This is a genomic window from Helicobacter sp. (assembly GCF_014799995.1).
GTDB lineage: Bacteria > Campylobacterota > Campylobacteria > Campylobacterales > Helicobacteraceae > Helicobacter_D.
In genome coordinates, this window is sequence record NZ_JAAVGY010000005.1 from 46,252 (window position 1) to 66,202 (window position 19,951).

The following is a 19,951-nucleotide window of genomic DNA, read 5'->3' on the forward strand; positions in this document are numbered from 1 at the left end:
TTTAAAGGAATCTTATGCCAAAACAAGAAGACCACTTCCTCCACTCCAAACTATCCCAACGCGATATTGCAGGGATTTTACAAATTGACACCAAGACGCTTTATAATTGGAAAAAACACAAGCCAAATCTTTATTGCATTGTAATGCTAGGATTCAGGTTTAACGAAATGTTAATCTCAAGCAAAAAGTATTATGAGGAACTGCTCGCCATTGAATCCAATATCAAAGAATCCCCACTATTACGAGATGAAATAATCCGCCATCTCCACAAAACCAATCTATAAATAATGCAATAAACAACGCAAAAGCTTAAAGATTCCTTTGCTTTATACAATACTAGATTGCTTTGCCCGCACTTGCAAAAACAAGATGACAATATTCCATTTTGATTAACCTTAAGCTTATATTAATTTAATAATAATAGTCGTAAAATAACCCTTTGCTTTTTCACTTTTAATTCAAGGAAAGCCAATGCGCAGCATTATATTACTTCTCGTTTTTGGTGTTTTGGGATATTTGTTTTATGAATCTAGCTCATTTTTGGGAGCGTGTTCTGGAATCGCCATTTTCTTATATGGTGTAATGTGTCTCAAAAATGGCTTTAGCAACTTCAGCACCTTTATCGAAAGAGTGTTAAAAAAATGGGCAAACACCGCGACTAAAAGTTTGATTTTTGGTGCAATTTCTACGATGATTATGCAAAGCAGCGGGCTTGTTTCTGTGCTCGCAATCTCTTTTTTATCCGCTGGATTTATCACCTTAGGGCAAGGGATTGGGATAATTTTCGGGGCGAATGTCGGCACAACGATTGTTGCTTGGGTAATTGCGATTGCGGGTGTGAAATTTGATATTTCCTCTATTACGATGCCCTTGCTCGTCTTTGGTGTGATTTTAAACCTCCAAAACTCAAAAACTTCTAAAGCCTTTGGTTCAATTCTCTGTGGCATTGGATTCTTTTTTCTTGGAATCTCGCTCGTCAAAAGTGGATTCAATGAGCTAAAAGACATTGTAGATATTGCGCAATATGGGCAAATGAGCGGAATCTTGGGCGTCTCTTTATTTGTTTTTATAGGAATCGTGCTTACCGTGATTATGCAAAGCTCCAATGCAAGCTTGCTTGTGGCAATCACGATTCTAGCCGCAGGACAAATGAGCTATGAAAATGCACTAGGTTTTGCGATTGGCTCTAATATCGGTAGCACCGTAATGGCAATTATTGGCTCTATTGGCACAAACATCACAGGCAAAAGACTTGCTGCGGCGCACTTGCTCTTCAATAGCGTAACGGCACTTGTGGCGGTTGTCTTTTTGCACCAAATGATTTCTGTTGTGCGTCTCTTTTGTGATGCGGTTGGAATCGCAAGCGATGATTATATCTTGCAGCTCACTGCATTCCACACGCTCTTTAATATCGTAGGCATTGCCTTGATGATGCCTTTCATAGAAAAAATGGTTTGGCTTCTTGAAAAATTCATCGTGGATAAAGAAGCGAAAAAATACGAGCCAATCTACCTTAATCATTCTATTGTAGAATACCCCGATACCGCAATTGAAGCTCTAAGAAATGAAATGGAACACTTATATGATAACTGCTTTTTAGTCCTCACCTATGCGCTCGGATTTACGCGTAAAGAAATCCATTCCAACACGCCTTTCCGCGAGATTATTGCGAAGAAAAAATTGTATAGAAGAGATGTAGATTTTGACAATTTTTATCAAAAGAATATCAAATATCTTTTTGACAAAATGTTCGACTTCGCGACTATTGCACAAACCTATATCCACGAAAAAGACCAAATGAGCGAAATTGCGCATATCAAAAAGGCAGCGCGTAGGGCAGTAGAGTCTATCCACCAATTAAAAATGCTTTACCGCAATCTAAAGGAAGCAACACAAACTTCCAATGAAGCATTAGCAGAGATTTATAATGAAATACGGATTAATTTAGCCGAAACTCTACGCAGTATTGAAAACCTTGAAACTATTTCAGATGAGAAAGTCCAGCTGATTTTGGCAAGCATTCGTAAGGGCTCTGCACTATTAGACCAAGCCGATGACAACGCCATTAGCAAGGTAGAAAAACTGATTCTTGATAACAAAATCAGTGCCAATAATGCCTCTTCTATCCTTAATGATATTGACACTGCCAATAAAGTCAGTAAAGACTTGCTTGTGATGACACAACATCTTTATGCCGCCTATCACGATGAGGAATCATAATTTCTTATCGTGATTGCTCAAACTCGCTGACGAATCCAACTTCATAATGACAAACTTCGTCTTTGCGAGAATCATAAATGATTCACAAACTATTGCAATTATTTACACAAATTGATAACGCGTATCTTTTCGTATGTCATAGAGTTCAATCTTTTGCCCATTGTTTATTTGATTAAAATACAAAATCGGGGGCACAAAAGGATAGAATCCCATAAACATAAACCATTCCTTATTATATTTAAAAGTCGTGTGGTGGTTGGCATCAATTTGAGTTTGGATAAACTGCTCGTATCCTTGGCTTTTATCCACCCAAAATTCATTGGAATAAAAGCTCAAAATCTTGCGCTTGCAATAAGGATTCTTAATGATTTCTTGCACTCCAATATCAAAATACATATTAAAAGTTGGGTCTAAAATCTGCCATTTCTCATTGATAAACACCTCACAAAATCCGTGCGCCCAACCAAAAATATCGCTATAACTGATTACTCTAGCCTCTATTCCAAAATTTTCCAATAACATACAAAGCGCATAGGACTTCTGCCCACAATGTCCATATTGCAATTTGATAAAATATTCTATCAGCGTTGCAAACTGCACACTTTCTTTCAATTCTCTTGGAGTGTAATGCTTGCTCTTGTGTATAAAGACATTGAGATAAAAGCAAAAGGCTAGCTGCTTTGGGATTCCGCGCACATTGAGTTCTCTCTCTATGCTTTTTTGCCTTTTTTCAAAATCGCCTTGCAAAGATACAAACAATTCTTGCAGGCACTGATTGGCTTCTCTTGCCTTTAAAGGCTTATTTTCTGGGGGGGGGGGGCACAATAAGGCATTCTTAAAAATTGCCTTATTAATGTCAATTTTTAGCGGGAAATATTCTTGCACATCAAAAGGTCTAATGCAAGAAGAAGTGTAGCTATATTGTCTTTTTGTGTCAATTTGATACATTAAAGCCTACCGCTCACCTGTTCTTTTGGTAAAATACCCTTTAAATCATAGACAACAACTTCACCCCGATGACTAAAGTCTAATGTTTTAAATTCATTGTGTGCCACTGCGATAATCACAGCTTGATAGTCGTGCAATCTAAAGTTTTCCATTTCTTGCAATATCAAACCATATTCCTTTTGGACTTCCTCTGCACTTGCCCACGAGTCATAAATATCCACCTTGCATTCAAAATCTTGCAATTCTCTAATTACATCTACCACGCGAGAATTACGAATATCTGGACAATTTTCTTTAAAAGTGATTCCAAGAATAGCAACTTTGCTACCAATGATTTGATGCTTGTTTTTAATCATCAGTTTAATGACCCTTTCTGCAACGACAATTCCCATATTATCATTAATATGTCGTCCTGCTAGAATCACTTGAGAATGGTAACCTAGAGATTCTGCTTTGTGCGTAAGGTAATAAGGATCTACACCGATACAATGCCCCCCAACAAGACCCGGACGAAAGGGTAAAAAGTTCCATTTGCTTCCCGCTGCTTCCAACACTTCTAAGGTATCAATGCCCAAACGTTCAAAAATTAACGCAAGTTCATTGACAAAAGCAATGTTAATATCTCGTTGTGAATTTTCAATTACTTTTGCCGCTTCCGCGACTTTAATGCTTGGGGCTTTATGCGTACCTGCTGTAATAATACTTGCATAAAGCGCATTGATTTCCTCTGCTATTTGAGGTGTAGAACCACTCGTTACCTTTTTGATATTAGGCAAACGGTGCGTTTTATCACCAGGATTGATACGTTCTGGTGAATATCCGCAGAAAAAATCCACATTGAATTTCAAGCCACTCTCACGTTCCAAAATCGGCACACAATCCTCTTCTGTGCAGCCGGGATAAACCGTGCTTTCATAGATGACAATATCACCCTTTTTAAGTACTTTTCCTACACTACTAGAGGCTTTTTGAAGTGGTGTCAAATCAGGCTTGTTATAATGATCAATCGGGGTTGGCACGGTAACAATAAAAATCTGCGCCTCCTTTAAATCTTCCAAATTTGTCGTAAAATATAAATTTGTAGCACTTTTCAGCTCTGCTTCTTCTACTTCTAATGTGCGGTCATAACCACTCTTTAATTCTTCAATTCGTGTTTGAAAAATATCAAATCCTAGCACCTTATAAGTCTTGCCAAATTCCACCGCTAAAGGCAACCCAACATATCCAAGTCCAATGATAGCAAGAATTTTCATCTTCTCCCTTTTTTCTGCAATCTTTGCGTAATTTTACTTACTTTTTCTAAAGATATTCTAATTTGCGATTTCACTTTTACGTCTAATTAATAAAATCTGACTTTTTAATGCCAAATTCCATTTTAAAGGGCAAAACCTTTAATGGCTCACCTTCTGCAATAGAATCGCGTGATGCGTCAAACACAACTAGCGCATTGCTTAAAGCCATTGGAGTAACTTCACTAGAACCATACTTTCCTTTTTTGACAAAATACACACAATCCTCTTGCATAAACCCAAGCAAAGCCTCCGTACGTTTCTTGCGCGTAAGATTCTGCGCAGATTTGAACAACAGAAATTGAGGATAATAAGCCCTTGCCCCACTTAATTGATACAAAAATGGCACGATAAGCAAACGCAATAAAACTGCTCCGGCTAAAGGATTTCCCGGTAATGCAACAATGAATTTAGAATCCAATTTTGCAACCATTATGGGCTTTCCCGGCTTGATTTGCACACCCTCTAACACCATTTGTGCGCCACATCTCTTTAAAGCCTCTCGCATAAAATCCGCTTCGCCTTTACTTGCCCCACCACTTGTAAAAATCACATCACTTTGAGACTCCAATGCTGCCTTGATAGAATCGCAATCATCTTTTAAGATTCCGCCATAATGACTTTCAAAGCCATAGCTCTTGAGGATTGCGGCAATCATCGTGGCATTAGAATTGTAAATGTGATGAGAATCTGCCTGCTCCCATATTTCCTTTAGCTCATCACCACTTGCAAACACACTAATCCTTAAAGGCGCAAAAACCTTGATATAACTAATGCCCTGCGTAGCAAGCAAAGTAAGAGAATCTGCATTTAAATTTGAACCTTTTTCTAAAAGCAAAGAATCTTGCGCGACTTCTTCACCACACTTGCGAATATTCGCACCCTGCTTTAAAGTATGTGGTGCATAGATTTGAGTTGTGTTTCCAAATCCTCCCTCAACTTCCTCAAAAGGCACAACACAATCTGCACCACTAGGAACTTTCGCACCTGTCATAATCTTCGCACATTCTAAATTCTCTAAAGCTACTTGCGTGCAATCGCCTGCAAAAATGCTTGTTTTAATATGCAAGGTCCTTCCTGCATCACTCGCCTTTAACGCGTAGCCGTCCATTGCAGAATTATCAAAACAAGGCAATGCCTTTTGAGCATAGACTGCCTCTGCCAAAACTCTATCCTGTGCATTTAAAAGTGGTACAATCTCTGCCTGCCGATAGAATCCTTGCGCTGCATTCTGTAAAGATTCTATGGCTTCCCTTAAACTCTGTGCTTTATCTCCCATTATTTTACTTCCTTGAAAGAAAATTTTGTTTAATGCTCTAAATTTCTTAGCTGCAAATATCTCTTTGCAATTTTTTGGGCAATTTCTGGAATCAGACTTGAAGAAATATCTAAAAAACTAAGGCTCAATAATTCTCTCGCTTGCGCCTCGCTATATCCCATTTCACGTAGCACGAAAGAAGGACGCGCAAAACCAAAGAGACATTCTTGCCCATTAATTACACCAATATCGTCAAAAAGCAAGCTTTGAATCAGATTCCGCGCCTTGATTCCTTTAAGTCCCAAAGCTAAAGTATTTGGCGGCGTTTGATAAAACAAATAGCAACTCTCCCTCATTCCCATTTTCTCCAAATTAATGCACAAAGCGTCAAAGAAAATGCGCGCCAAATCGATTGGAATCTCGTTTGTCGCAGATTTTGCATTAGAGTTTTTAAGCATAATGGCTTGTCGGAAAGTCTCATAAAGACGTGGAATCTCCAAAAAATTATTGGAAACGCCATAAACGCCCCAATACTCATTAGAAGCGAAAATGCCAAAAGGGCGCATAATTCCTAAATTTTCTCCATTAAGCAGCATAATATCCGCTTGAGGCAGGGGCAGATTTAATGCAAGAGCATAGCTAATATCTACAACTTTGATAACATTTTGGGGCAAGGATTCTATTGCATTAAGCGTCAAAATATCCTCGTTTAAAACGGGCACAATAAAACAATTTGCCCCCCAATTCAGTGCGGCATTAATGGAATCTTGGCTAATGCTTCCACTCGTAAAATCTGGCAAAAGAGGAAAAATATTTTCTCTGTATTGTAAAGGCAACTCCCAATAAGCACAATAAAGCATATCGTGGGACGAAAGTGCAAGGGCAATTTTCCAATTTGCACTACAAAGATTTGTGAGCAAACAATAAAAAGATTCCAAGTTAAAACTAAAAGGACGCGAAAACTTTTTCCCCAAAAGCTCGCAGAGTGCTGCTTTTTCTTTAAAAATCTCTTGAGATTGCACAGGAAAGATAGATTGATAATTTGCCGTTTTAATGTCTATTAAATACTGGTTTAGCTCTTTGTTTAGAGGTGGATTCTGTAATCTATCAAGCATTAGATAATCCGAGCTATTTAAAGGTGCGTCTGCCATCGGTATTTACAATATCATCAAAACTATCCAAATAATCCAAATAAGCAATGAGATATTTACGACTTAGATTAAAATGCGCCTTGAAATTCTCTAAATCCAAATGTCCTTCTTTTTGAATAATTTTACGCATTAACTCAAGCAGACGCGCCAAAACATCGCTGCAAATAAACAACCGATGATTCAAGCGCACAATCTTTTTCTCACGCGTCAAACGTTTGAAAACGGAATCCCCTGTTTGCCTATCAATATCCAATGCGTCATATAAATTATAAGGAGCAATGGGCTGAAACTCCTGACTTTGCAGGGTTTGATAAATCGTTCTATAAAAATAATCCGCAATCTGTTTGGTATCGCTCGCCTCTAATCCTAAAACATTATTAGGGGAAATATAAAAAGAATCCACTTTGTTTAATTCTCCCCTCTCCAAGCTTTCCTCCAAAACACTTTTAGCAAATTCTTCCGCAATCCAACTATGCTTTTGGCTCAAAAGTGCCGCACTCAAAAGTGCGTTAGGATTCTTGGACAAAATCCCTAAAATCATTTTATACACCATTTCTCTAGCGGCTTTTGGATAAACAATCAATTCCTTTTCACACACAAAACATTGTGGAATCTCTGACGCAATCTCTAATGCCCTAGATTGTGAAATCCCGAAACGTTGAGTCGCACTAATAAGCCCAAAGCCTTTTTTGTGTGCTTGCAGCATAACCGCAAAAGCACCCCTTAAGTCTCCCTCACTTAAAAGATTTAAATATTTTACCTTTTGTGCCTTTTTCATCGGATCTACAATAGGATTCAAGATTCTACCTCCGCCCAAAGTTTGCCTATCATCACGCAAGATGAACCTTTCATTAAATATGCCAAAGATTGGGGTTGAGGTTTTTAATGTTGCAAACTTTTTATTTTTATCCAAAAACAATATGCGCGCATCGCAACGCATTGCTCCTATAAAGAGCTGCACTTCGCTATTATGCTCAATTGCTTCAAAGGCGCAAATCTCTACTTCTATGCTATCAAATCCGCGCAAATATCCTCTCTTTGTAAGCAAATCCCCACGTTTTAATTCTTGGTGCGAAACACCATTGAGATTAATCGCTACGCGTGCGCCATTAGGAGCTATGGATTGGGATTGCCCATGCACTTGGAGATTCTTAATCCCAAGCATTCTTCCAAGCTGCGCACACCATATTTTTTCTTTACTATCTAAATCTCCATTCATTAATGTTCCGCTCACAACACAACCCGCACCTTTAATCACGAATGCGCGGTCAATATAGTAGCGGAAAAATCCCAAATCCTTATGATTCTTTTTAGGTAATGCAAAAAGCACTTCCTCTAATGCTTGAATGCTCTGTTTATCGTGGATAGAACAACTCAAAATCTGAAAATTCAAGCTTGGGAATTTATCAAAAAGCCTTTTAACCTCCCCCTTTAGCTCCTCTATTCTTTCTAAATCCACCAAATCAGATTTACTCAATACGACAATAAAATCACTAATGCCAAGCAAATAAGCAATCCTTAAATGCTCTAATGTTTGGGGCATAATCCCCTCATTTGCAGCAATCAAAAGCAGTGCATAATCCACGCCAAATGCCCCAGCAATCATATTCTTCACTAATTTTTCGTGTCCGGGCACATCAATAAAAGAAATATTTTTTTCTTTTTGGCTTAAATTAGAAAAGCTTAAATCTAATGTAATACCCCGCTCTTTTTCTTGCGCGAAACTATCGCCCCAAAATCCATTCATTGCGGCAATTAAACTTGTCTTGCCGTGGTCAATATGCCCCATTGTGCCAATAATTAAATTTTCTTGCATTGATTCCCTCATTTCTATTTAAACTTATTTGTTTTTAAATTTCATAAAAGCCTCTGCGATTCTTTCCTCATCGCCTTCTAGTAAAGTGCGCAAATCCAAAATCAATGCACCACTTTCTAACCTTGCGATAATGCCCTCTTTACGCAAATACCTTTCTAACTGCTCCTCATCAGAGCCAAAAGCTGCTAAATCTTTTGCCGCAATCGCAACCCCAAAAGATTCTAAATAATGGCTCGGCATTGCCCCTCCTCCGCTATAACTTTTGGTCGGTACGACTTTGGGGGCAAAATCTTTTGGAATCAGACTCGCCAATGTCTCTGCCTTGCGTCTTAGCTCCTCTTTATCCCTAAGCAATAAATGGCAAGTAGGGATTTTTTCTGTTTTGCCCTCCAAATAAGCATTTAATGTCGCCTCAAGGGCTGCAATCGTGAATTTATCTACACGCAACATTCTTAAAAGTTGGTTTTTCTTGAGTTTGTCTATCAAGGCTTTTTTGCCAAAAATAATTCCCGCTTGCGCCCCACCTAAGAGTTTATCTCCACTAAAGCTTACAAGGCTTGGATTAAGGCTTGCAATCTCCTCTAAAGCAGGTTCAAATTTCTTGAGGCTATTCTCAAATCCATTCAAGCCGAAATATCCGCTTCCCAAATCATAATAATCAATAAGATTCTTTGTAGCAGCGAGCTCTACGATTTCTCTAAATTCAACTTCTTTTACAAACCCACTCATAGCATAATTAGACTTGTGCGCCTTAAACAGCATTGCCGTATTTTCATTAATCGCTTCTTGATAATCTTTCAAATGCGTTTTGTTTGTTGTGCCAATCTCACGCAAAATCGCACCAGAATCCGCCATAACTCTTGGAATCCGAAAACTCCCGCCAATTTCAATCAGCTCTCCACGTGAGACAACCACTTCTTTGCCTTTGGCAAAAGTATTGAAAATCAAAAAAACCGCTGCGGCGTTATTATTAACCACCAAGACATCTTCTGCTCCCAAAAGTGCCTTAAATAAACCCTTTAAATGCACATAACGTTCGCTGCGATTCCCCCTTTCTTGGTCGTATTCTAAATTATTATAACGCGTCAAAATGGGTAAAATCTCTTGCAAGATTGAGGGAGAAAACACACTGCGCCCGAGATTCGTATGTACCACGATTCCGGTAGCATTAACGAGAGGTTTTAAGGATTTTTGTGTGAGGGCGTGGTATCGTTTGGCAACTTGTTGGACACAAGATTCCAAATCCAGAATCTTGTCCCCTTGTAACAAATCTTGACGATAGTCGTTTAAAAATTCCACAAGGAGATTTTTGACTAAACCTGAATTAAAATTACCCCCCAATGCGTTCTTTAGCGCATTGAGCAATTTATCTGTTTTTGGGATATGTCGTAGAATATCTTGCATTACCTATTCTTTTTGTGTAAATTTTAGCTTAAAAATCGTAGCGCATTCTTACTTTATTTTCTGTGAATTTTGCAAGATTTCGCACAGATTTTGATATAATTTTTATCATTTTATTTAATAAGGCTTGCGATGAAAAAGATTTTATTTGCCGTAGATGGGACGAAATCTTGTCAAAAAGCGGCGGAATTTGTAGTAAATTTCTTTGGCGATAGAGACGATTGCGCTATCACTATTATTCACGTCAAAACCCCCATTATGCTTTATGGAGAAGCGGCACTTGCGGCTTATGAGGAAATTGAAAAAAAGGAAAACGCACAAAGCGATAAATTACTAGAAGAATTTTGTGCAATTTTCACCGACAAAGGCGTCAATATCAAACAAAAGTTACTAGAGGGCGAAGCTGTAACAGAAGTTCTAGCTTATGCTAAAGATTTTGATTTGCTCGTCATTGGACAGAGCGAGGAGAGCTTTTGGAATAAAATCTTTTCTACCAATCAAAACGATTTTTCACAAAAATCCCCGATTCCTATTTTGATTGTAAAATAAATGACAGATTTAAAGCCCTGCAAAAGTCAAGGATTCTAATGAAAACTCTAACGCTCGCAAGCATTTATGAAATACAAGGACACGCTCACGAAGCAGCGGAGATTTATAAAACCATTTTAGAAGAAGACCCTAGCAACATTGAAGCCAAAATCGCCCTAAAACGTCTAGTCAGCAATCGCAAAAACTATGGTAAAGCAAGGGAGGATATGTTGAATCTCTTTATCCAGATGGATAGTGAAGTAGAATTTAATGAGTTTGAAAGGTGGTTAGGACAACTATGGAACTAAAAGAAGCGATTTTACAAACATTAGCCGAAATTGACACGGGCGATTCTATCAAAGAATCCAACCCAAACGATACATTAGAAGAACCCAAGCTTGAACGTGATGCCTTATTAGACATTCTACCCCCAGACAATCCAAGCCAAAACACCAACACACAGAATCCTTACGCACGCAAAATTGAAAAGCTAGACTTCAAAAACACCGAAGAGCTTAAAGCACTGCTAACCAAATCCTATTTGGAAGAAGAAAAATTTCTTAATGCCTTGCAAGAAAGAATCCTCGTGCTTTTTGAGGGCTTACAATCGCCAAATAATCGCAATATTGAAACAAAAGTAGATATGATTTTGAATTTTTTAGAATTTACTTTAGCCATTATTGACGAAAAAAAGAATCAAAAATGAAAAAATTTTTTTTATTTACCTTTGATTTACTATTTTCTTTTATAATTTCGTCATCTCAACGGGATGAGTTGAGAGACAAGCTTAACACAATGTTAGGTTTGGACCTTTTACGAAAAGTTTTTCATCCACTTCTCCTTTGCTTAAGGACACTTAGCGTGAGTAAGTTCTTTGAAATTATTGTCAATTCTAGTGGGCATTTTCCTAAATTTTTCTTTAACCCCCTAAAATACCCAATCCTCCTTTTTGCAAGGAAAATGCCGTGCTAGAAGTCCTGATGATAGAAGATGATTTGGAGTTAGCGACCATTCTTGGTGAATACTTGAAAGCTCATGATATTAATGTAACGAATTATGATGAGCCCTATACAGGCATGAGTGCAATCAACACTCGACATTTTGACCTCCTTCTTTTAGATCTAACACTCCCAAACCTAGATGGGCTTGAAGTTTGCAAGAAGGTCGCAAAAGAAAAACGAATCCCGATTATCATCTCTTCGGCAAGACACGATATTGACGATAGAGTGCTAGGGCTAGAATTTGGTGCAGACGATTATATCCCTAAGCCTTACGACCCAAAAGAACTCATTGCGAGAATCCATAGTGTCCTTCGTAGATATAATTTATCCAACCAACCAAACCAAGCAGAAACATCTATTTTGCCCTTTGTGCTTGACAAAGGAAGTAGAGAAATTTACCTCAACGAGGAAGCACTTAATTTGACTAAAGCGGAATATGAGATTCTAAGCTTTATGCTTGAAAATGTCAATCAAGCCTTAACGCGTGATTCTATCGCCGCACATTCAGATTCTATTAACCCAGACTCTAGCAACAAGAGCATTGATGTCATCATTGGACGCTTGCGCAGCAAGATAGAAAGAGGGGACAAAAAGTTCATCTTTTCTGTGCGTGGAATTGGTTATAAATTGCAATTATAAAGATGATTAAAAATTCTATTTTCGTCAAAATCACGATTTTATTTATCGTTGCTATCATTTGCTTAGGTGCATTTTCTTATTATTTTATCCGAGAGGAAATCAATGAGGGCATCTTAAAAGACCAGCTCAAATACAATCAATTTTTAACCACGATTAACCAATTGGTGCGGTTTGGTGGCAATATAGAATTGATTGAAAAATATCTTAAAGAGCTAGACTTGCACCAAATCCAAGATGCCAAAACATTAGAACAATTCCAGAATCACTTAACGCAGAATCTCAATAATGGAATGATTGCAAAAATCATCAAGCAAGAAAACGGCATTTATCTTTTTTTACAAACTCCACAAGAATGGAAGCTCTACGGCGGCTTATATTCCCATAGACTTTTTAACTATTATTTAATTACATTTTTTGCCTTTTTGGTAGTTGTCTTTTTGTTTGCACTTGTGATTAAAAGCATTCTACCGCTTAAAACTTTGCGCAAAGAGATTCGTAAATTTGCCGATGGGCAAACAAATATTTCTTGCAAAATCAACCAAAATGACGAAATCGGCGAGCTCTCGCGTGAATTTGAAAATGCCGCAGAAAAAATCAATGCTCTCAACCAATCCAGACATCTCTTTTTGCGTTCCATTATGCACGAGCTCAAAACCCCCATTACTAAAGGCAGAATCACGGCGGAAATGATAGACAATCCACTCTACAAAGAACGACTTTGTAGCGTGTTTGACCGCTTAAATAGCCTCATCAATGAATTTGCCAAGATTGAAGAATTAAGCTCACGCAATTATTGCCTTAACAAACAAAACTATGTGTTAAAGGATATTTTACAGCGCGTCTTTGTAATGCTACTTTTAGACAAGGAACAAATCCAAGAGCTTTTTATTTTGCCTAGAGAAAATTATCTTTTGCACTGCGACTTTGAAATGCTTGCTTTGGCTATTAAAAATTTACTAGATAATGCGCTAAAATACAAAACAAAAGACAAGGTAGAAATTGAAATCCAAAACGAGAATCTTTTAGTTTCAAACTTTGGTGCGCCTTTGCCTTATAGCCTAAAAGACCACGCCAAACCCTTTTTCAAGGATAGCAAATCCAATAAAAATGGTGGCTTGGGATTAGGAATCTATATCGTCAAAAGTACTTTGGAATCTCAAGGATTGAAGTTAGATTACCACCACGAAAAGGATAAAAATTACTTTATCATTCAAGGCATTATTGCCAAAACCAACATAAAGGAAAAATATGTTTAAACGTTTAAGAAGAGTTCGGCTAAACCCTGTCGTAAGGAATCTTGTAGAGGAAACAAGCTTGCGCACAAAAGACTTAATCTATCCTCTCTTTATTACACACGGAGAGGGCATTAAAAATGCAATACCCTCTATGCCTGATGTCTATCAACTAAGCATTGATAATGCCTTAAAAGAATGTGAGGAGCTAGAGCGGTTAGGCATTGAAGCAATTATGCTTTTTGGGATTCCAGCCATTAAAGATAGTGTAGGTAGTGAGGCACTAAGTTCGGAGGGCATTATCGCACAAGCCTTGCGCGCAATCAAAGCAAAATTCCCCCAAATGCTCCTTTGCGTAGATTTATGCTTCTGCGAATACACAGACCACGGGCATTGTGGAATCCTAAACCCAAAATTACAGAGCGTGGATAATGATTTAACCCTAGAGATTCTAAACAAACAAGCCCTTGTGCTTGCGCAAGCGGGCGCAGATTTGATTGCGCCAAGTGGAATGATGGACGGAATGATAGAACACTTGCGCAACGCATTGGATAGCGCAGGCTTTTCTCATATTCCACTGATGAGCTATTCTACCAAGTTCGCAAGTGGCTATTATGGACCTTTCCGAGATGTTGCAAACAGCACGCCAAGCTTCGGAGACCGCAAAAGTTACCAACAAAATCCCGCAAACCGCCGAGAAGCAATCCTAGAGAGCCTAGAAGATGAGAGACAAGGCGCAGATATTTTAATGGTTAAGCCCGCACTTGCCTATCTTGACATTGTGCGCGACATTAGAGAGCGCACCCTATTGCCCCTTGCGGTGTATAATGTAAGTGGGGAATATGCAATGCTGAAATTTGCACAAAAGAATCATTTGATTGATTATGAACGCGTTTTGCTAGAAACAATGATTGGCTTTAAACGCGCAGGAGCAGACATTATCATTACCTACCACGCAAAAGAAATTGCCAAGCTGTTATAGGACTCGCGGGATTCTATCGCAGATAGATTGGTATGCGTCCTTGCAAAAGGTAAAATCGCCACTGCGTCATTGCGAGACTTGATTTATCAAGTCGCGGCAATCCATAATTTTGGATTGTTTTTAAGATTCCATTGTAGAGATTAAATTTTGTCGGATTATAGATTACTTCGGCATTGCTTCGCAATGACGAGGAGGAAGCGTGCTAGGGGTTGGGGTTTAAGGGGAACGCTTCGCAAGTAGAGCCCCCTGCCCCATTAGGAGAGAAAATCTTACGCTTTAATTCCTTGCAGAATCTCACTTAAAATATCTATTGTCTTTGTCTTTCGCGCTTCAAATTGCGTTTGGCTCTCAAATGCTCCATTGCTCAAATTCCCACTTTGCACTCTATTGTTTTGCAATGCAAAAATTGTCTCATCAAGCAAATCTTGGATTTTTTCTGGACTAGATTCTAGGCTACTCTCCCTTCGCACTTGGTTGAAAATCGCCTTATCTAGCTTAGAAACATCACTGATTCCTTGTGCTTTCATCGCCTTTTCTATGTCGTTGGCAAATTTTGCCGCAAGGGCAAGGGCGTGTGTCCCTCTATCAAGCGTAGGTGTAGAATCCTCTTGCTTGTTTTGGCTTTCACTTTCCCATTGCGTTAGTTTTTCCTCTGTTGGCACTACCATACCGAGATACTCGCCAAAGGTTTTCGTCTGCTCTTGGGATTGCGAAGTTTTATTGGAGGGATTCCTATATAGGGATAAATCCTGATAATTTTGTGTGATTTGCATAAATTCTCCTTATTTAATCTGCAAGAATCTTAAGCCTTAATCCCTTGCAGAATCTCGCTTAAAATGTCAATGGCTGCGCTTTTGCGTTGCTCAAAATGCGCTGGGCTTTCTGTCTCTCCCATATACAAGCCTCTTTGAATCGCAGTTTCAGATTCTAAAACCTCTAGCACATTTTCTAACATTTCTTTTTGCTCATCGCTAGAGGCATTCCTAAGCTTTTGATTCCAACTTGCATTTGCAGTCTGCCAATTCACTTTAAGCGGGTCTGTGTTATGCTCTTTTGCGTATTGTTGAATCGCGGAGACGATTTGTGCTGTGCGTATCGTTCGCCCCTCCTCACTATTCATACTTACACCAAATTCACTTAAACTACTAACATTAGCCTTTTGCGATCTTTGATTTTCTGCTTGGTTTTGATTGTTTTGCATAGACAAAAGCGTATCAAAGGAAGTTGTATTCTCTTGCTGTTTCTGCGTTGTTTGGTAGAGAAGAGAAACTTCTCTCGCATAAGAATTTGTGCTAATTTGCATAGGAATCCTTTACTTGATATAAATAGAAGTGGATTTAGATACTGCTGCATTATTGATAGAAGTAGCTGTAAATTCAAAAGTTCCGTTAGTATTTTTTGGCTTTGAAATATCCCAAATATCAATAAAACCATCTACAATGTTGTCTCCATTCAAATCCACGCCTTCAGATTTCAATTGCACCGCTTCATTTCCTGCAAATTTTGCCCTATCATAGCTATGTCCGCCATAGCCTACAACACCTGTATCAACCTCAAAAGGATTTCCGCTATGGTCAAAACCGGTAGAAGTTTGATTGTCGGTTATTTCCTCACAGTCATAACCTGTATCTTGCTTCATTTTTTCAGAACAAACATTGAGAATCAATACCTGTGTAACCAAAGGTGCGGAAGCTTTTGGTTGCATTTTAGCATTCTCTTGGTAACCTTTTTTCATTCTTTCTAACGCCTTATCAAACTCACCGCTTAAATATTTCTGTTTATTGGGTGAATTTGGCTCTAAAAAGATATTGACGCCATTTCTCGTAACTTTCTCTTTACCCTCTGTGGTATAGTTGCTATCTGCACCAAATGCGATTGTGCAACTTAAAACACTTGCCAACGCAAGACTTAAAGCTTTTCTTGTCATTTTAACTCTTTAAAATAAGATATGTAGAATCCTAAGCAAAAAGTATGCCATTATTAAGATTCTGTTGTTTTATTTTTCTAAAGTTCTATATTATGGATTGCTTCGGCGTTTCATTCCTCGCAAGGACAAAAATCAGCTATTGCACCCTTGCAAGAAACTTAATTCATTAAAGTTGCGATTCCTTTTCCTCTAACTCCAAATATTGCATAATTTTTTCCTCGCACAATGCTTTTTTAGCTTCAAACTCTACCGATTTTTCTTGCAACTCCTGCGTGCTTAAATCTCCGCTAAACAACGCCTTTTCAAGCTCTTTAATCTCTATTTCTAAGGCTTCAATCTCTTGTGGCAAAATCTCCAATAATCGCTTTTGATGATAGCTTAATTTCGTTTTCTTCGCATTTGGGCTTTGGGAATTTCGGGATTCTTTGGAATCTTGAGCGGTATTTTGCGAATCTAGCTCTGCGCTTAAAGTCTGATATTCTCTTAATTCGCTTTCAATCTCTAAATATTCGCTAAAGCTTTTGTGCGATTCCATTACCTCGCCATTGCCTCTAAAAACATAGAGCTTTTGTGCGATTTTATCCACAAAGTAGCGGTCGTGGCTCACAAAAATAATCGTTCCCTCAAAGCTTTGTAAGTATTCCTCCAAAATATTAATCGTGGGAATATCCAAATCATTTGTGGGCTCATCTAGGATTAAACAATCATACGACTTCGTAAAAAGCAAGGCGAGTGCGACACGATTCTTTTCTCCTCCGCTTAATGCTCCAATTTTTTTGTCCAAAAACTCTTTAGGAAACAAAAAATTCTTCAAATAGCCAAAAATGTGCATACTCTTGCCGCGCACCTCAATATGGTCTCCCCCAAAAGGGCAAAAAGTCTCTAGCAAATCCTTGCTATCATCTAGGCTTTCTCGGTGTTGGTCAAAATAGCCAATCTTCACCTCTCCGCATTCAATGCTCCCGCTTGTCGGCTTAATTTGTCCCAAAAAGAGTTTGAGCAAAGTAGATTTCCCCGCGCCATTGCGCCCTACGATTGCGATTTTATTACACTGCAAAATCCTTGTAGTGAAATCACGAATCAAAACTTTGCCGCCCATTTCTACGCAGAGATTCTTTGTTTCAAACAACATTTTTTTGCGATTAACGCCCTCTTCTTGGTTGAAATTTTTGCGCTCCCGCTCTAGCTCTAAACGCATCTTGCGAATGATAGAGGGATTCGTTTTTGCCTCTTGGCGCATTTGCATTAACCGTTCTTTGCGCCCCTCATTGCGTTTCACTCTCGCACGCACTCCACGCGCTAACCATTCCTCCTCTGCTTTAAGGTGCTTTAAAAGTGTTTCGTGGCTTTTGGCAAGGCTTAAGAGCAACGCTTCTTTCTGGCGCAAATAATCACTATATCCGCCCTTGAAATAACGCAATCTCCCCTCCTCTACCTCTACCACACGCGTTGCGATTCTATCAATGAAATAGCGGTCGTGGCTAATAAACACCAATGTCCAATTTGCACGTAACAGCATAGATTCCAAAAACTCTACCATTTGCACATCTAGGTGGTTTGTCGGCTCATCTAGCAACAAAATATCCGGCTTGGTTAGCAAAAGACACGCAAGCGCAACGCGTTTTTGCTCTCCACCGCTTAGCAAATTCACGAATTGGTCTTGTAGGGATTCTAGCTCAAAAGTCTCCAATACTTGTTTGACTTTTGCTTCCAAATCCCACGCATTATGGTGGTCAATGAAGCTAGCGAGTTCCGCAGATTCACGCAAAAGCATTTTGTCATTAGGAGATTCTTGGAGCAATTTTACCACTTCAAAATAACGCACTTTGGCGCAATTTAGGGATTCTAATGCCTCCAAAATAGCATTTTTAGTTGTTTGCCCCTCTTTGAAATGAGGCTTTTGAATCAAATGCTTGATTTCTAAATCCCCCTCAACAATCCGCACACCCTCATCGGGTTCTAAGTCCCCGCTTAGAATCTTTAATAAAGTAGATTTCCCCGCGCCATTGCGCCCTACGATTGCAATGCGTTCGCCCTCTCGCAAATGGAAAGAAACTTCTTTCAAGATTGCTTTATAATCATATTGCTTAGAAATGTTTTGCAAAGAAAGATTAGCCATTTTTGCGATTCCTAATCTCTGAATCTTTTGGTGCAATTTGTGCAGCTTTGTAAAGCCACAAAACTAGGCAGAATCCACCGATGAGCAAAGACAAAAGTTGCCCGAGTGTGAGCCAATCAAAAGCAATAAATCCGATTTGCGTATCAGGTTCTCTGAAAAATTCAGCGACAAAACGCATTAAAGAATACCATATTCCATAAAGGATTCCAATCTCACCCACAAAACGCGCTCTTTTGCGCCAAAAATACAGAATCACGAAGACTAAAATCCCCTCCAAAATCGCCTCATAAAGCTGACTTGGGTGGCGCAAAACTCCCTCTACATAGATTCCGATTCCGCTTGTGGTCTCACGTCCGATTAATTCTTGATTTAAGAAGTTCCCAATGCGTCCAAACACATAACCCAATGGAATGCTAAGTCCCGCCAAATCCATAAAAAGCCAAAAATTAACTTTTTTAATTCTTGCAAACAATAAAGAAGCAACCAAAAACCCAATGGCTGCTCCGTGATAGCTCATTCCGCGGATTCCTACAAACTTACCTTGCCTATCAAAAGGATTGAAAATCTCCCACGGATGACTAAGATAATAACTCGTATAATCGTCATAAAACAAAATATATCCTAGCCTTGCGCCCAAAATCACGCCCACTTCCACCCAAATAAAATAGCTATCTAAAAGCGCATTAGAGATAGGATAATTATCAAGTTTTACGAAAGCTTTAGCAACCAAAAGCGCGACAAGCAAGGCAAGCACATACATTAGCCCATACCAATGCACAGGGATTCCAAATATCTCAAGGGCAATTGGGTTAAAATGGCTATAAATAGAGTTCCATACTATCATTGACAACCTCAAAAAACTGATGCAGTCCCAAGCGCACAAAGGTATCATATAAATAAGGGCTTGCGATATAAAAATGAAATTTGAATCCATTTTTGCGTGCGAGTTTCAACCAATAACCCAAAATATAAAAATTCACCTCTTTAGCCTGCGGAATCTCAAAATGAAGTTCCACATTGGGTTCGTTTTTGCGCTTTTCTAAAAGAAACTTCATATCGTGATAATCGCTAATTTCTTTAATCTTTCCACGCAAAATATAAACATCGTCTTTTACTTTTCTGATTTTCAAACTCTAAACCTTGTAAATAAATAATAAATTTTAGCAAAAAGCGATTAAATTTATCTTTGCGTGAGTTAATATGTCCTTGGCAATTAATATTGCATATAATTAAGTGCTCACTGCGTCATTATGAGAATCGCTTGCGATTCGTGGCAATCTATAATACTGCATACTTATAATTCCCTCATTCAGTCATTGCAAGACTTCGTAAGAAGTCGTGGCAATCCACAATTCAGCATACTTTTAATTTAACAACGCAATCTATAATAAAAGAATCTCGCCTTTATAGATTTTATTTTTGCTAGATTATGGATTGCTT

At 38.6% G+C, this 19,951-nt stretch carries 20 protein-coding genes; 8 read left to right on the plus strand and 12 right to left on the minus strand.

Features of this window, described 5'->3' with window-relative positions:
• Positions 1–14 precede the first annotated feature (14 nt).
• Entirely contained in the window at positions 15–284 is a 270-nt protein-coding gene (locus HDT10_RS01160; RefSeq protein ID WP_290879111.1) for a transcriptional regulator, read from the plus strand.
• 187 nt (positions 285–471) lie between these two features.
• The gene (locus tag HDT10_RS01165) at positions 472–2,220 is read left to right on the plus strand and encodes a Na/Pi symporter (protein ID WP_290879112.1); all 1,749 of its coding nucleotides are present in this window, start codon (positions 472–474) and stop codon (positions 2,218–2,220) included.
• A gap of 102 nt (positions 2,221–2,322) precedes the next feature.
• On the opposite strand, the gene HDT10_RS01170 is transcribed toward HDT10_RS01165, so the two are convergent.
• From HDT10_RS01170 to selA, 6 genes are all read right to left on the minus strand, one after another.
• Entirely contained in the window at positions 2,323–3,168 is an 846-nt protein-coding gene (locus HDT10_RS01170) for a transglutaminase-like domain-containing protein (protein ID WP_290879114.1), read from the minus strand.
• Positions 3,168–4,421 (minus strand): Vi polysaccharide biosynthesis UDP-N-acetylglucosamine C-6 dehydrogenase TviB, encoded by a 1,254-nt coding sequence (gene tviB / locus HDT10_RS01175; protein ID WP_290879115.1) that lies wholly within the window; start codon positions 4,419–4,421, stop codon positions 3,168–3,170. Before tviB ends, HDT10_RS01170 begins: the two co-directional genes overlap by 1 nt.
• An 82-nt stretch (positions 4,422–4,503) precedes the next feature.
• Positions 4,504–5,736: a molybdopterin molybdotransferase MoeA gene (locus tag HDT10_RS01180; protein WP_290879116.1), complete on the minus strand. Its 1,233-nt coding sequence runs from the start codon at positions 5,734–5,736 to the stop codon at positions 4,504–4,506.
• Between the two features lie 29 nt (positions 5,737–5,765).
• Positions 5,766–6,866: a nitrogen fixation protein NifS gene (locus tag HDT10_RS01185; protein ID WP_290879118.1), complete on the minus strand. Its 1,101-nt coding sequence runs from the start codon at positions 6,864–6,866 to the stop codon at positions 5,766–5,768.
• Positions 6,844–8,682 (minus strand): selenocysteine-specific translation elongation factor, encoded by a 1,839-nt coding sequence (gene selB / locus HDT10_RS01190; protein ID WP_290879119.1) that lies wholly within the window; start codon positions 8,680–8,682, stop codon positions 6,844–6,846. Before selB ends, HDT10_RS01185 begins: the two co-directional genes overlap by 23 nt.
• A 24-nt stretch (positions 8,683–8,706) precedes the next feature.
• Positions 8,707–10,086, minus strand: a complete 1,380-nt coding sequence (gene selA / locus HDT10_RS01195; protein WP_290879120.1) for an L-seryl-tRNA(Sec) selenium transferase — start codon at positions 10,084–10,086, stop codon at positions 8,707–8,709.
• A gap of 129 nt (positions 10,087–10,215) precedes the next feature.
• On the opposite strand from selA, the gene HDT10_RS01200 reads away from it, so the two are divergent.
• The 6 genes from HDT10_RS01200 (at position 10,216) to hemB (ending at position 14,465) form a co-directional block, all read left to right on the plus strand.
• The gene (locus tag HDT10_RS01200) at positions 10,216–10,632 is read left to right on the plus strand and encodes a universal stress protein (RefSeq protein WP_290879122.1); all 417 of its coding nucleotides are present in this window, start codon (positions 10,216–10,218) and stop codon (positions 10,630–10,632) included.
• A gap of 38 nt (positions 10,633–10,670) precedes the next feature.
• Positions 10,671–10,919 (plus strand): tetratricopeptide repeat protein, encoded by a 249-nt coding sequence (locus tag HDT10_RS01205; protein ID WP_290879124.1) that lies wholly within the window; start codon positions 10,671–10,673, stop codon positions 10,917–10,919.
• Positions 10,910–11,317, plus strand: coding sequence for a hypothetical protein (locus HDT10_RS01210; protein WP_290879125.1), 408 nt, complete (start codon positions 10,910–10,912; stop codon positions 11,315–11,317). The genes HDT10_RS01205 and HDT10_RS01210 overlap by 10 nt, the downstream gene beginning before the upstream one ends.
• Before the next feature lie 259 nt (positions 11,318–11,576).
• Positions 11,577–12,251, plus strand: a complete 675-nt coding sequence (locus tag HDT10_RS01215) for a response regulator transcription factor (RefSeq protein ID WP_290879127.1) — start codon at positions 11,577–11,579, stop codon at positions 12,249–12,251.
• A gap of 2 nt (positions 12,252–12,253) precedes the next feature.
• Positions 12,254–13,507, plus strand: a complete 1,254-nt coding sequence (locus HDT10_RS01220) for an ArsS family sensor histidine kinase (RefSeq protein WP_290879128.1) — start codon at positions 12,254–12,256, stop codon at positions 13,505–13,507.
• Entirely contained in the window at positions 13,500–14,465 is a 966-nt protein-coding gene (gene hemB, locus HDT10_RS01225) for a porphobilinogen synthase (RefSeq protein WP_290879130.1), read from the plus strand. Before HDT10_RS01220 ends, hemB begins: the two co-directional genes overlap by 8 nt.
• Positions 14,466–14,734: 269 nt before the next feature.
• Here hemB and HDT10_RS01230 read toward each other — a convergent pair whose 3' ends face one another.
• The 6 genes from HDT10_RS01230 to HDT10_RS01255 all read right to left on the minus strand — a co-directional run bounded on the left by HDT10_RS01230 (position 14,735) and on the right by HDT10_RS01255 (position 19,641).
• The gene (locus tag HDT10_RS01230; protein ID WP_290879131.1) at positions 14,735–15,238 is read right to left on the minus strand and encodes a hypothetical protein; all 504 of its coding nucleotides are present in this window, start codon (positions 15,236–15,238) and stop codon (positions 14,735–14,737) included.
• Positions 15,239–15,267: 29 nt separating this feature from the next.
• A complete protein-coding gene (locus tag HDT10_RS01235; RefSeq protein WP_290879132.1) occupies positions 15,268–15,768 on the minus strand; it encodes a hypothetical protein in 501 nt (166 codons plus the stop codon).
• A gap of 9 nt (positions 15,769–15,777) precedes the next feature.
• Positions 15,778–16,392 carry a DUF4879 domain-containing protein gene (locus HDT10_RS01240; protein ID WP_290879135.1) on the minus strand — a complete coding sequence of 205 codons (615 nt, stop codon included), beginning with the start codon at positions 16,390–16,392 and terminating at the stop codon, positions 15,778–15,780.
• Between the two features lie 166 nt (positions 16,393–16,558).
• A complete protein-coding gene (gene abc-f / locus HDT10_RS01245; protein ID WP_290879137.1) occupies positions 16,559–18,511 on the minus strand; it encodes a ribosomal protection-like ABC-F family protein in 1,953 nt (650 codons plus the stop codon).
• Positions 18,504–19,355 carry a prolipoprotein diacylglyceryl transferase gene (lgt, locus tag HDT10_RS01250; protein WP_290879139.1) on the minus strand — a complete coding sequence of 284 codons (852 nt, stop codon included), beginning with the start codon at positions 19,353–19,355 and terminating at the stop codon, positions 18,504–18,506. Before lgt ends, abc-f begins: the two co-directional genes overlap by 8 nt.
• The gene (locus HDT10_RS01255) at positions 19,330–19,641 is read right to left on the minus strand and encodes a hypothetical protein (RefSeq protein WP_290879141.1); all 312 of its coding nucleotides are present in this window, start codon (positions 19,639–19,641) and stop codon (positions 19,330–19,332) included. The genes lgt and HDT10_RS01255 overlap by 26 nt, the downstream gene beginning before the upstream one ends.
• Between the last annotated feature and the right edge of the window lie 310 nt (positions 19,642–19,951).